Consider the following 12,014-nt stretch of genomic DNA (forward strand, 5'->3'; position numbering starts at 1 on the left):
CGAGGCTGTCGAACGGGGCGCCGATTGGGCTGCTTCGCTTCGCGCGCAACGACGCCGGTGAGGCAGCGACGCCGCCCGCTCACCGCGGGCTGCGGTCAGCGCTCGGGAGCGGGTTCAGACCAGGTAGGTGATCGTCGCAGCCAAGGCCGTCGCGAAAGTCGCCAGCGCCAGCGTGGTTGCGTTGACCAATGCGCGGGTGGGCGGCACGCCGGCCGCGTCCTCATCGCATCCGAAGGCGGCGCCGGCCGCGTGCTCGAAGCGGATCAATGTGAGGCGGCGGGCCTCGATCGCGGCGTCGCTCATGGACTGCGGCTCCCTGACCACGGCCAAGACTCTCTCGACCGTCAACGTCGATTGTCCCGTTCTGTTCCGGTGCGGGCTGTGGACGCCGAACGGGCCGGTCACGAGAAAGCTTTAACCCATTGTTGTGCAACGTCGTCATGACGGACGGCCCTGCCCTTCCGGGCCCCGGCGTCATTCCGGCCCTCGCTCGCGGCAACGCAGCATGCGATGATGCATGCGCGTCGCCGAAGGGCGAACGGCTTTGATGTTTATGTTTTGTTCCGCTATCATGCGGGGATGAAGGCGCATGCTCCACGACCCAAGACCCGTCTGCGCGAATCCGAGCCGGCCGATGCGCCGCGCCCGCGGAGGCCGCGCGTGAGCGATCCGGCGCGGGATCTGTTCGGGCCGGGCGGCAAGGGCCCGGCCGCCCGGCCGCCCGAGCCGCGGCGGCGCCTGGACGCCTCGGCCTCCGTGGCGACGCTCGCCGCCGCCGAGCCGGAGGGCGGCTACACCGCCTCCGACATCGAGGTCCTGGAGGGGTTGGAGCCGGTCCGGCGCCGCCCCGGCATGTATATCGGCGGCACCGACGAGCGGGCGCTGCACCACCTCTTCGCCGAGGTGATCGACAATTCGATGGACGAGGCAGTGGCGGGCCACGCCAGCTTCATCGAGGTGGAGCTGGAGGAATCCGGCGCCCTCGTGGTGACCGATAACGGCCGCGGCATCCCGGTCGATCCGCATCCGAAATTCCCCGGCAAGTCGGCGCTTGAGGTCATCATGACCACGCTGCACGCCGGCGGTAAGTTCGACTCGAAGGTCTACGAGACCTCCGGCGGCCTGCACGGCGTCGGCATCTCGGTGGTCAACGCGCTGTCCGATCTCCTGGAGGTCGAGGTGGCCCGCAACCAGACCCTCTACCGCCAGACCTTCTCGCGGGGCCATGCGCAGGGGGCGCTGGAGCTGGTCGGCCGGGTTCAGAACCGGCGTGGCACCCGGGTCCGCTTCCATCCGGACGCACAGATCTTCGGCTCGCTGAAGTTCGACCCGCGCCGCCTGTTCAAGATGGCGCGCTCGAAGGCCTACCTGTTCGGCGGCGTCGAGATCCGCTGGCGCTGCGCCCCTGCCCTGCTCGAAGGCCTGGAGGGTGTGCCGGCGGAAGCCGTCCACCGCTTCCCCGACGGGCTGCGCGACTATCTCGCCCGGGACATCGACGGCAAGGAGCTCGTCACCGAGGCGATGTTCTGCGGCAAGATCACCAAGCCGGGCTCGCACGGGTCGCTCGAATGGGCGGTGGCCTGGATGGTCACCGAGGACGGGGTCTCGCATTCCTACTGCAACACGATCCCGACGCCCGAGGGCGGCACCCACGAGGCCGGCTTAAGGGTCGCGCTGCTCCGCGGCCTGCGCGAGCACGCCGAGCGGGTGAACCAGGCCAAGCGCATGAATGCGGTGACCACCGACGACGTCATGGCGACCTGCGCGTCGATGCTGTCGGTGTTCATCCGCGAGCCCGAGTTCCAGGGTCAGACCAAGGACAAGCTCGCCACCGTCGAGGCGCAGCGCATCGTCGAGACGGCGGTGCGCGACGCCTTCGACCATTGGCTCGCCGCCTCCCCGGCCCAGGCCAACAAGGTGCTGGACTGGGTGATCGACCGGGCCGAGGAGCGCCTGCGCCGCCGCCAGGAGAAGGAGGTCGCCCGCAAGAGCGCCACCCGCAAGCTGCGCCTTCCCGGCAAGCTCGCCGATTGCTCGGCGGCCGGCACCGCCGGCTCGGAGATCTTCATCGTCGAGGGCGATTCCGCCGGCGGGTCTGCCAAGCAGGCCCGCGACCGGGCGACCCAGGCGATCCTCCCCTTGCGCGGCAAGATCCTCAACGTCGCCTCGGCCTCGCGGGACAAGCTCGGCGCCAACCAGCTGATCTCGGATCTCACCCTCGCGCTCGGATGCGGCACGGGCGCGGCCTTCCGCGAGGCGGATCTCCGCTACGACAAGGTGATCATCATGACGGACGCCGACGTCGACGGCGCCCACATCGCCTCGCTGCTGATCACCTTCTTCTACCGGCAGATGCCGAAGCTGATCGACCGCGGGCACCTCTACCTCGCGATTCCGCCGCTCTACCGGCTGCAGCAGGGCTCGAAGGTGGCCTACGCCCGGGACGACGCCGATCGCGAGCGGATCACCAAGACGGTGTTCAAGGGCGGCAAGGTCGAGATCGGGCGGTTCAAGGGCCTGGGCGAGATGATGCCGGCCCAGCTCAAGGAGACCACCATGGATCCGAAGAAGCGCACGCTGCTGCGCGTCGCGATCCTGGACGAGGCCCGGGAATCGACCGGCGACACGGTCGAGCGCCTGATGGGCAACAAGCCCGAGGCGCGCTTCGCCTTCATCAGCGAGCGCGCGGCCTTCACCGAGGGCGCCGACCTCGACATCTGACGCGCTGGAGCCGACGCCGCACCCGCCGTGTCGGCTCCAGCGGCTACGGGTCCGAGGCGGCAAAACCGGCGCCGTCCCTGCGAGCGGCGCGAAGCAATCCAGCCGCGCCGCGTTCGGAAGCATCCCGCTGCCCTGGGTCGCTTCGCTGCGCTCGCGATGACGGATGCCGTGACGGCTCTGCTAGGGCGCGGACATTGCCTTCGCGGGATCGAAGGGCTGCGCCGCCGCCACCGTGTCCTTGCTCATGTTGAGGACCGCCGAGTACCGGTCGCCGCCGGGCCGCAGCACCAGGGCGCCCGGCTCCACCGCGATGAGCTTGCTGCCCAGCCCGAGGAAGCCGCCGACATCGATCACCACCGCCCGGAGCAGGCTGCCGTCGGTGATCAGAAGGTCCTCGATCTTGCCGACGCTGTCGCCCGCGGCGTTGCGGACGGTCACGCCGATCATTTTGGTGCTCAGGAAGGCGGCGGGCTTGAGCCCCTGACGCTTGGCGGCGTCCTCGGCGCTCGCCGCCTCCATCAGCCGCCCGACGCCCTTGCCGTCCGTCGAGGTGCCCGGCCCCGTGCCCGGCAGGACCGTATCCTTGCCGATCACGGTGGCGTCCTGCGCGGCCACCGCTGTGCCCGCCAGCGCGAGGGCGGCGAGCGACAGGAGAAGGGTTCGGCTCTTCATGGCTGATCGCTCCGGTGCGCCCGGTCCGTCTTCGGTGGATGTCTCAGGGGCCCGCGGTCTCAATCGCGGACGGCACGCACGGTTCCGGCCCTCCCTGTCCTATCCGGCCCGCCCGATAGGCCGCCCGAAACGCGAAAAGGCCCGGCCTTGCGGCCGGGCCCTTCCGTTGCGCGGAGCCGATCGTGTCGGCTCCGGCTTTCGCTCTTAGTACGAGCCGAACTTGTAGTTCAGGCCGGCGCGGACGACGGCGAACTCGGTCTTCGCGGCGGCGCCGTTGAGGTAGGCGGTGCCGTTCGGGGCCAGGAGGTTGCCGTAGAACACGCCGCCGGCGGCGTTCTTCTGGCGGTCGAGGCTGACATACAGACCTTCGACCTTCAGCGTCACGGCCGAGGAGCGGAAGAAGTTCAGGAACGAGTCGGTGGGGAGCGCGTACTCGACGCCACCGCCGGCGGCCCAGCCGGTGCGGAAGCTGTCGCGGAAGCGGTTGCCGGCGAAGTTCTGATCGTCCTGGCCCGAACCGTAGGCGAAACCACCGGTGCCGTACACGAGGGTGCGGTCGAAGGCGTAGCCGAGGCGGCCGCGGACGGTGCCGAAGTAGTCGAGGCCGTTGCCGCTGGTGGCGACGAAGGCGCGCGGGGGGGCGAAGGCGATGCCGGTGGTGCCGCCGAACGCGTAGTTCTGGGTGGCGTTGGCGCGACGGGCGAAGTCGACGTACTGGGCGTCGGCCTCAAAGCCGATCACGACACCCGAGCCCGGCGTGAACTGGTAATTGTAGCCGATCTGGGCGCCGCCCGAGAAGCCGTCGTTGTTGCTGCGGTTGTTGACGCTCACGACGCCGGCGGTGCCGGGCGAGTTGATCAGCGAGCCGGCCGGCAGCGCGTAGTTGCTGGTGTTGCGGCTGCTGGCGTCGAAGCCGTAGCCGGCGTTCACACCGACGTAGAAGCCGGTCCAGGTGAAGACCGGCACCGGCGTGAAGACCGGCGGCGGCGCGGCGCGGCGCGGAAGATCGGCCGCGGACGCGGCAGCCGTCATGCCGGCCAGCACGGTGGATGCGAGGAGGAGCTTCTTCATGGTGTCGTGGGTCCTGGTTTGGCTTGAGCCGGCGGCCTGCAAGGTGCCCTGGGATGGCGTGTCTGTCGCGTTCCTGCAACAAGCATCCTCAGACTAGCTTGATCTCGTCAACGAAAGGTGAAGACTAACGCCCCGTATCTCACAGCACTGTCGCCCTTCGACTCGCGACAGGCGGCAAAGACCAGCGAAAAGGCCCAGACGATTGTCCGGAACTTGCGGCCCGGACGTGCGCCCCATCGCAGGCGCCGGGCCCGACATTATCCGCGCCCGATAAGAGAGGCCGAAGAGCCGACGTTTTATTTCGGCACATCTGACGTGGGACCGGTAATGCGGCGTAAGGCGACGGTTAACCGTGTTGTCCGATGGTCCGAGGGCCAGCGTCTCGGCCGGTGAGGGTATTGCCATGCACATCCGCGACGCGCAGGGCGCGAAGCCGTTCGGCAGGCGGCGGACCCCGGCCGAAGCGGGCGGGGGCGGCCTGGCACAAGCGGGTGCTGATCGGCTCAGGCCCGACCGGCCGGCGGGCGCGCTCGGCTGGGCGTTGCGGATCTCGGGGATCGCCGGACTCCTGGCAATCGCCGCCGGCTCGTATCTTGCCCGTGTGAGCCAGCCGGGTCCGGCCCCCACCATGGCGGCGATCGACGCGCGTCATGCGCTCGCCGACCCTGAGACGACCGGCTCGCTAACCGCCGCCGGGGCAGCCGCGGCCACGCGCCTGGACCCCTGCCAGATGCCGGCTGCCGACCGCCTCAGGCCCTGATCGCTTGTGCGTTGCGGCGTCTTGGTGCGCATTGCGAGATTGACAAGCCGCGCCAAGGCCCTAACTGACAGGAAGCATGCGCCCCGCGGCCCCGGGAGCATCCGAGCGTCCCGCGCGTGCCTTTCCCAGCCGTTGCCGCGACGGTGTCCATCGCGCCGGCCGGGCGCGCAACGGTTCCTGATTGCAGATGCCTTTTACCGACCTGGGACTGAGCGAGAAAGTCCTGAACGCCGTCCAGACGGCGGGTTACACCGAGCCCACGCCGATCCAGGCCGAAGCCATCCCGCATGTGCTGGCGCGCCGCGATGTCCTCGGCATCGCGCAGACCGGAACCGGCAAGACAGCGGCGTTCACCCTGCCGATGCTGACGCTGCTGGAGAATGGCCGCGCCCGCGCTCGGATGCCGCGTACGCTGATCCTGGAGCCGACGCGCGAGCTGGCTGCCCAGGTGGTGGAGAATTTCGACCGCTACGGCACCAATCACAAGCTCAACGTGGCGCTGATCATCGGCGGCGTGTCCTTCGCCGATCAGGATGCCAAGCTGATGCGCGGCACCGACGTGCTGATCGCGACGCCGGGCCGCCTGCTCGACCATTTCGAGCGCGGCAAGCTGCTGCTCACCGGCGTCGAGCTGCTGGTGATCGACGAGGCGGACCGCATGCTCGACATGGGGTTCATCCCCGATATCGAGCGCATCGTGAAGATGGTGCCGTTCACCCGGCAGACCCTGTTCTTCTCCGCCACCATGCCGCCGGAGATCGAGCGGCTGGCCGACATGTTCCTGCATAACCCGCAGCGGGTCGAGGTCGCCCGGCCCGCTTCGACCGCGACCACAATCACCCAGCGCCTGGTCGCCACCGGCTCGGAAGGCCACGCCAAGCGCGAGCGCCTGCGGGATCTGATCCGCGGCGAGGGCGAACTCAACAACGGGATCATCTTCTGCAATCGCAAGCGCGATGTCGCCCTGCTCCAGAAGTCCCTGGTGAGCCATGGATTCGATGCCGCCGCGCTGCACGGCGACATGGATCAGCGCGCCCGCACCACCGCCCTCGACGCGTTCCGCGCCGGTGAGACGGCCCTGCTCGTCGCCAGCGACGTGGCGGCCCGGGGCCTCGATATCCCGGCGGTCAGCCACGTCTTCAACTTCGACGTGCCGCACCATCCGGAGGATTACGTCCACCGGATCGGCCGCACCGGCCGCGCCGGCCGCGCCGGCACGGCCTACACCCTCGTGTCCCCGGAGGATTCCCGCTCGCTCGGGGCCATCGAGGCGCTGATCGGTCAGCCGATCCCCTGGTTCGACGGCGACCTGTCCACGGTGGCCGAGACCTCCTCCGAGACCGGCACGCGCCATCGCGGCCGTTCGAGCGACGGCCGCCGCAGCGGCCGTACGGCTAAGGCCGGCGGGCGGAGCGCCGGTGAGGCCTCAGGCAGGCCCAGAGCCCGCAGCGGAGGCGGCACAGCGGCCGCTGCGCGCGCCGAAACCCCTCCTCGCGCCGAAACCCCTCGCGCCGAGTCTCCTCGCGCTGAGTCCCGGCCACACGCCGAGACCCGGCGCGTCGAGACACTGCGGCCCGAGGCGCGCCGCGAGCCCGTGCGCGAGGAGCGCGGACGCCGGCACGAGGCCGAGGGCGATACGCCGATCGGGCTCGGTTCGCATGTGCCGGCCTTCCTTCTTCGACCAGTTCTGGCGAAGAAGGACAAGTAACAGGATTCTTTTCGGGCTTAACTCTCCAGCTACCAAGCTGTCTTAGACCAGTTTAGGGCGACGATGCGTCGGAGCATCGGGCGTCCCGGGCGGCAGGACACGGATGAGCCAGGAGACCTATTCGGATCGCGACCGGAGCTTCGCGCTGGCGAAGCGGAGTCACGACCTGATCCGCGATTACGGCCCCTCCGCGACGCCGCGCGCCTACGCGGTCTGGTACGCCTACGTGTCGGCGGAGCTCCCACTGCTGAGCGACGCGGTGAAGCGGCTGACCGCGCAGAACGGCTGCCTCACCGAGGCCGATATCGACGATCTGCACGAGAGCTATCTGGACGGGCGCCGCCTGGCGAGCGCCACCGGCGACATCAGTCGCGTCGTTCTGAGCGAGATCGAGGCCATCACCGAGATCCTCGACCTGTCGCTCGGTTCCACGACCCAATACGGCGAATCCCTGCGCGGCTTGGCACAGGATCTGGCGCAGGGCCTGCCCAACGGGGCGAGACTCGGCGAGATCGTGTCGACGCTGGTGTCCAAGACGCGCGAGGTTGCGGTCAACAACCGGGTTCTCGAGGCGCGGATGCGCGAGACCCGCAGCGAGATCGAGACCCTGCGCGAGAAGCTCGAGGCGACGCGGCTGGAGAGCCTCACCGACACCCTGACCGGCCTGTCGAACCGCAAGCATTTCGAGGAAACCCTGAAGGCGACCCTGGAGGCCGCGCGCGCGCGCCTCACCCCGATGAGCCTGATCATCCTCGACATCGACTTCTTCAAGCGCTTCAACGACCTGTACGGCCATCTCACGGGCGATCAGGTCCTGCGGCTCGTGGCGATCGTGATGCGGGAGAATGCCGGCAAGCAGGCGCATCTCGCCCGGTTCGGCGGCGAGGAATTCGGGATCGTGCTGCCGGGGGCTGACCGCGCCGCCGCGCGGCAGGTGGCCGAGACCGTCCGCGCCAGCGTGATGGGGCGCGAGCTGGTCAAGCGCTCGACCGGCGAGTCCCTCGGCAAGGTCACCGTGTCGCTGGGGGTGGCGGTGTTCCGCCAGGGCGACACGCCGGCCTCGCTGATGGAGCGGGCCGACCTGTGCATGTTCGCCGCCAAGCGGGGTGGGCGCAACCGGGTCGTGGACGACACCGCCGAGGCGCTGTCCCAGGTCGCCTGAGCGGAGCGCCCTCAGACCTGGGCCGGGATCCGGTCGGCCGAGACCGGCGTGATCGCCACCGATTCGCCGCAGCCGCAGGCCGACGTCTGGTTCGGATTGTTGAAGACGAATTGCGACGCCAGCTTGTTGGTCGTGAAATCCATTTCGGTGCCGAGCAGGAACAGCACCGCCTTCGGATCGACGAAGACGCGCACGCCGCGATCCTCGACCACATCCTCACCGGGCTTGACCGCCTCGGCATATTCCATCGTGTAGGACATGCCGGCGCAGCCGCCGTTGCGGACGCCGACCCGCAGGCCGGCGATCGGCCGGTCGGCCTCCGCCATGATCGCCTTGATCCGGTCGGCGGCCCGATCGGTCAGCGAGAGAACCTTGAACCCAGTCGACATCGTCACCCTCCCGCCCATCCGGGTTCAAGGCCCGGGGACGCGCATTCTGACACCGACAAGATAAGCATTGGGTGGCAGTCGGTCCACCGCGCCCGGGTCACACCCGCCCGGCATTCGGCGCCTCAGGCGGTGAGCTGCGCGAAAGTCGCGAGATCGACGTTGCCGCCGCTGATCACCACCCCGACGCGCTTGCCCCGGACATCCACGAGCCCGTTCAGCACCGCCGCCGCCGCGAGACAGCCGGTCGGCTCGACCATGAGCTTCATCCGGGTCGCGAAGAACCGCATCGTCTCGACGAGCTGATCGTCGGTGACGGTGAGGATGTCGGCGACGTGTCGGCGGATGATCGCGAAGGTGAGGTCGCCGAGCGCCGTCGACTGCGCCCCGTCCGCGATGGTCCGGGGCACCGGGATCGTCACGATCCGGCCGTCACGGAACGAGCGCTGGCCGTCATTGCCGGCTTCCGGCTCGACGCCGATCACCCGGCAGCCCGGGGACAGTTCCGCGGCCGCGAGCGCGCAGCCCGCGAGCTGGCCGCCGCCGCCGAGGCAGGCCACCAGCACGTCGAGCGGGCCCACGGTCTCGATCAGCTCCTGGGCCAGCGTCCCCTGCCCGGCGATGACGTCGGGATGGTTGAAGGGCGGGATCAGCGTCAGGCCCCGGGGGCCCGCGATCGACCGGCCGAGCGCCTCGCGGTCCTGGCTGTAGCGGTCGTACAGGATCACCTCGGCGCCGTAGCCGCGGGTGCCCTCGATCTTCGCCGCGGGTGCGTCCTCCGGCATGATGATCGTGGCCGGGGCCCCGAGCAGGCGGCAGGCCAGGGCGACCGCCTGGGCGTGGTTGCCCGACGAGAAGGTGATCACCCCGCGGGCGCGCTCCACTTCGCCCAAGGCGCTGATGGCGTTGTAGGCCCCGCGGAACTTGAAGGCGCCGGCCCGCTGCAGGTTCTCGGCCTTGAAGAACAGGTTTGCGCCGGTTCGCGCGTCGGCGGTGCGGGAGGTGAGCACCGGCGTGCGGTGCGCGGCCCCCGCGATCCGCTCGGCCGCGCGCGCCACGTCCGCGAAAGTGGGAAGGCCTGCTGCCGCTTCGACCTGTTCGCCCTGCATCGGATCCCGCCTTGCTCCCGCTTCGTGAAGCGGCGAGTCATACGGGCCATCGGCGTCGCGCGCATCCCAATCCAATGCACAGGTCGAAGCGGAGCCATTCGGCGGCTCACGGTTTATCCTGGTGAGGCCGATCTGGCCGGAACGCTGGGGGGCGTCATCACAATGCGAACGAAGATCCGGGACAGGATTTCGGTCAGCCGGTCGGCCTGCGCAGGAGTCTCGTGAGCGCCTGGGTCCGCGAGCGGCCTTCGGACGACGGGTCGACCACGGTCACGTTCCGCGGTCGGGGGCTGGCGGTGCGGTCCGGCACGCAGCTGATCCTGCTTGTCTGCCCGCTGTGCTCCCAGCGCAATGCGCAGCGCGGCGCCGAGCGGGGCGTCTGCGAGTGGTGCGCCTACGTTCCGTCGCCGGAGCAGGCGGAGCCGGTGGAGGCGGGCGGCCGCTGAGGACGGCGCTGCGGCCGGGTATGGCCGCAGACGCACAGGGCCCCGCTTACGTATGGATCACCTTCCCATACGCATCCAGCACGCTCTCGTGCATCATCTCGCTGAGCGTCGGGTGCGGGAACACCGTGTGCATCAGCTCCTCCTCGGTGCTCTCCAGGTTCATCGCCACGACGTAGCCCTGGATCAGCTCGGTCACCTCGGCCCCGACCATGTGGGCGCCGAGCAGCTGGCCGGTCTTGGCGTCGAACACGGTCTTGATCAGCCCGTCCGGCTCGCCAAGAGCGATCGCCTTGCCGTTGCCCGCGAAGGGGAACCGGCCGACCTTCACGGCAAACCCCTGCTCCTTGGCCTTGGCCTCGGTCAGCCCGACGCTGGCGATCTGCGGCTGGCAGTAGGTGCAGCCCGGGATCTTGGCCTTGTCCATCGGGTGGGTGTGCAGGCCCTTGATGGTCTCGATGCAGATGACGCCCTCGTGCTCGGCCTTGTGGGCGAGCATCGGCGGGCCGGCGACGTCGCCGATCGCGTAGAGGCCGGGCACGTTGGTGCGGCCGAGCCCGTCGGTCACCACGATCCCGCGGTCGATCTTCACCCCGAGCTTCTCCAGCCCGATATTCTCGATGTTGCCGACCACGCCCACCGCCGAGATCAGTTTTTCCGCGGTGATCTGCTGGGTCTTGCCGTCGCCGCCCTCGATGGTCGCGGTGATCGAGTCGGCGCCCTTCTCGACCTTGGTGACCTTGGCGCCGGTGAGGATCTTGATTCCCTGCTTCTCGAAGCGCTTGCGGGCGAGGCCTGCGATCTCGGCATCCTCCACGGGCAGGATCTGCGGCAGCAGCTCCACCACGGTCACCTCGGCGCCCATGGCGCGGTAGAACGAGGCGAACTCGATGCCGATCGCGCCCGAGCCCATCACCAGCAGGCTCTTGGGCATCGTCTCGGGGACCATGGCCTCGTAGTAGGTCCAGATCAGCTTCTTGTCGGGCTCGATCCCGGGGATCGCCCGGGGGCGCGCGCCGGTCGCCACGATGATGTGCTTGGCCTGATAGGTGCCGGCGCCCTTGGCGCCCTTCGGCGGCTCGGCGCGCTTGCTCTCCTTCACGGTCACCTGGCCGGGCTGGTTGCCCTTGGCGACGCTGTCGACCGCGGCCTCGCCCCAGATCACGTCGACCTTGTTCTTCTTGAGCAGCATGCCGACGCCGCCGTTGAGCCGGGCCGAGACCCCGCGGGAGCGCTTGACGATGGCCGCGGTGTCGAACCCGACCTTCTCGGCCGTCAGGCCGTACTCGCCGGGGTGCTGGAAGTAATGGAAGATCTCGGCCGAGCGGAGCAGCGCCTTGGTGGGGATGCAGCCCCAGTTCAGGCAGATGCCGCCGAGGTGTTCGCGGTCGACCACGGCGGTCTTGAAGCCGAGCTGCGCGGCGCGGATCGCCGTGACGTAGCCGCCGGGCCCGGCGCCGATGATGAGGACGTCGTAGGTGTCGGACATTTACCTCTCCGCGAACGCCCCTCCCCCTCGCGGGGACAGGGCTGGGGGTGGGGGTGGCTCCGCCTGGCCGGCCGAATCCGGAAGAGGCGTCTCGAATGCGGCAAGGGCCGCGTGGATCGTGTCGAGGACGGTGTCGATCTCCCGCGGGACCATGCGCTTCGGGACGCGCAGGAGGCGGAAGCCTTCAGAGTGAAGATAGGTATCCCGGCGAATATCGTAGGCCGTGCCCGCCTCGAAGCCGTGCGGCTCGCCGTCGACCTCGACGATGAGCCGGGCCGACGGGCGGCAGGAATCCGCCCCGTCGGGGCCGGGGGCGATCTGCCTGCGGCAATGCGAGCCCTCCACCGGCAGGCGATGGCGCAGATGCCACCAGAGGCGCCTCTCTGCCACGGTGCGCGAACGCCGCAGCGTCTTCGCGTTCGCGGCCGCTCTGGGCGAGGCTGCTCTCCGGGTCTGCTGGTTCCAGGGCATCCGGCGGCAGGTCAATCGAACG

The 12,014-nt window shown here is 69.5% G+C and carries 12 protein-coding genes; 5 read left to right on the forward strand and 7 right to left on the reverse strand.

Translation table 11 applies throughout. The features are described 5' to 3' along the window. Positions 1-114: 114 nt before the first annotated feature. Positions 115-303 (reverse strand): hypothetical protein, encoded by a 189-nt coding sequence (locus tag JOE48_RS03185; RefSeq protein ID WP_210027403.1) that lies wholly within the window; start codon positions 301-303, stop codon positions 115-117. Between the two features lie 357 nt (positions 304-660). Here JOE48_RS03185 and parE point away from each other — a divergent pair, with 357 nt between their 5' ends. After that, positions 661-2,721: a DNA topoisomerase IV subunit B gene (gene parE / locus JOE48_RS03190; protein ID WP_210027405.1), complete on the forward strand. Its 2,061-nt coding sequence runs from the start codon at positions 661-663 to the stop codon at positions 2,719-2,721. 180 nt (positions 2,722-2,901) lie between these two features. Here parE and JOE48_RS03195 read toward each other — a convergent pair whose 3' ends face one another. Together JOE48_RS03195 and JOE48_RS03200 are read right to left on the reverse strand one after the other, a co-directional pair. Beyond that, positions 2,902-3,393, reverse strand: coding sequence for a PRC-barrel domain-containing protein (locus tag JOE48_RS03195; protein WP_210027407.1), 492 nt, complete (start codon positions 3,391-3,393; stop codon positions 2,902-2,904). A gap of 204 nt (positions 3,394-3,597) precedes the next feature. Beyond that, complete coding sequence (locus tag JOE48_RS03200) at positions 3,598-4,464, reverse strand: outer membrane protein (RefSeq protein ID WP_210027409.1); 867 nt, start codon at positions 4,462-4,464, stop codon at positions 3,598-3,600. A 403-nt stretch (positions 4,465-4,867) separates the two neighbouring features. Between JOE48_RS03200 and JOE48_RS03205 the strand changes: the two genes are divergently transcribed. The 3 genes from JOE48_RS03205 to JOE48_RS03215 all read left to right on the forward strand — a co-directional run bounded on the left by JOE48_RS03205 (position 4,868) and on the right by JOE48_RS03215 (position 8,094). Continuing rightward, on the forward strand, positions 4,868-5,224 hold the full coding sequence (locus JOE48_RS03205) for a hypothetical protein (RefSeq protein WP_210027411.1): 357 nt from the start codon (positions 4,868-4,870) through the stop codon (positions 5,222-5,224). Between the two features lie 187 nt (positions 5,225-5,411). Beyond that, positions 5,412-6,932 carry a DEAD/DEAH box helicase gene (locus JOE48_RS03210; RefSeq protein WP_210027413.1) on the forward strand — a complete coding sequence of 507 codons (1,521 nt, stop codon included), beginning with the start codon at positions 5,412-5,414 and terminating at the stop codon, positions 6,930-6,932. Between the two features lie 103 nt (positions 6,933-7,035). Beyond that, on the forward strand, positions 7,036-8,094 hold the full coding sequence (locus tag JOE48_RS03215) for a diguanylate cyclase (protein ID WP_210027416.1): 1,059 nt from the start codon (positions 7,036-7,038) through the stop codon (positions 8,092-8,094). A gap of 11 nt (positions 8,095-8,105) precedes the next feature. Here JOE48_RS03215 and JOE48_RS03220 read toward each other — a convergent pair whose 3' ends face one another. Both JOE48_RS03220 and JOE48_RS03225 read right to left on the reverse strand, forming a co-directional pair. Continuing rightward, positions 8,106-8,483: a HesB/IscA family protein gene (locus JOE48_RS03220; RefSeq protein WP_210027418.1), complete on the reverse strand. Its 378-nt coding sequence runs from the start codon at positions 8,481-8,483 to the stop codon at positions 8,106-8,108. Between the two features lie 122 nt (positions 8,484-8,605). Beyond that, a complete protein-coding gene (locus JOE48_RS03225) occupies positions 8,606-9,589 on the reverse strand; it encodes a threo-3-hydroxy-L-aspartate ammonia-lyase (RefSeq protein ID WP_210027420.1) in 984 nt (327 codons plus the stop codon). Between the two features lie 221 nt (positions 9,590-9,810). Between JOE48_RS03225 and JOE48_RS03230 the strand changes: the two genes are divergently transcribed. Continuing rightward, positions 9,811-10,035 carry a hypothetical protein gene (locus JOE48_RS03230; RefSeq protein WP_210027423.1) on the forward strand — a complete coding sequence of 75 codons (225 nt, stop codon included), beginning with the start codon at positions 9,811-9,813 and terminating at the stop codon, positions 10,033-10,035. A gap of 46 nt (positions 10,036-10,081) precedes the next feature. Here the strand turns inward: JOE48_RS03230 and lpdA are convergent, their stop codons facing one another. Both lpdA and JOE48_RS03240 read right to left on the reverse strand, forming a co-directional pair. Continuing rightward, a complete protein-coding gene (gene lpdA, locus JOE48_RS03235; protein ID WP_210027426.1) occupies positions 10,082-11,521 on the reverse strand; it encodes a dihydrolipoyl dehydrogenase in 1,440 nt (479 codons plus the stop codon). Then, a complete protein-coding gene (locus tag JOE48_RS03240; RefSeq protein WP_245253069.1) occupies positions 11,522-11,992 on the reverse strand; it encodes an endonuclease domain-containing protein in 471 nt (156 codons plus the stop codon). Positions 11,993-12,014 lie beyond the last annotated feature (22 nt).

Source organism: Methylobacterium sp. PvR107 (genome assembly GCF_017833295.1).
Classification (GTDB): domain Bacteria; phylum Pseudomonadota; class Alphaproteobacteria; order Rhizobiales; family Beijerinckiaceae; genus Methylobacterium.

Coding starts and splice junctions, on each gene's coding strand:
- JOE48_RS03195 (WP_210027407.1), bottom strand. CDS start 3,393: ATGAAGAGCCGAACCCTTCTCCTGTCGCTCGCCGCCCTCGCGCTGGCG.
- JOE48_RS03200 (WP_210027409.1), bottom strand. CDS start 4,464: ATGAAGAAGCTCCTCCTCGCATCCACCGTGCTGGCCGGCATGACGGCT.
- JOE48_RS03240 (WP_245253069.1), bottom strand. CDS start 11,992: ATGCCCTGGAACCAGCAGACCCGGAGAGCAGCCTCGCCCAGAGCGGCC.
- JOE48_RS03220 (WP_210027418.1), bottom strand. CDS start 8,483: ATGTCGACTGGGTTCAAGGTTCTCTCGCTGACCGATCGGGCCGCCGAC.
- JOE48_RS03215 (WP_210027416.1), top strand. CDS start 7,036: ATGAGCCAGGAGACCTATTCGGATCGCGACCGGAGCTTCGCGCTGGCG.
- JOE48_RS03225 (WP_210027420.1), bottom strand. CDS start 9,589: ATGCAGGGCGAACAGGTCGAAGCGGCAGCAGGCCTTCCCACTTTCGCG.
- JOE48_RS03185 (WP_210027403.1), bottom strand. CDS start 303: ATGAGCGACGCCGCGATCGAGGCCCGCCGCCTCACATTGATCCGCTTC.
- lpdA (WP_210027426.1), bottom strand. CDS start 11,521: ATGTCCGACACCTACGACGTCCTCATCATCGGCGCCGGGCCCGGCGGC.
- JOE48_RS03205 (WP_210027411.1), top strand. CDS start 4,868: ATGCACATCCGCGACGCGCAGGGCGCGAAGCCGTTCGGCAGGCGGCGG.
- JOE48_RS03210 (WP_210027413.1), top strand. CDS start 5,412: ATGCCTTTTACCGACCTGGGACTGAGCGAGAAAGTCCTGAACGCCGTC.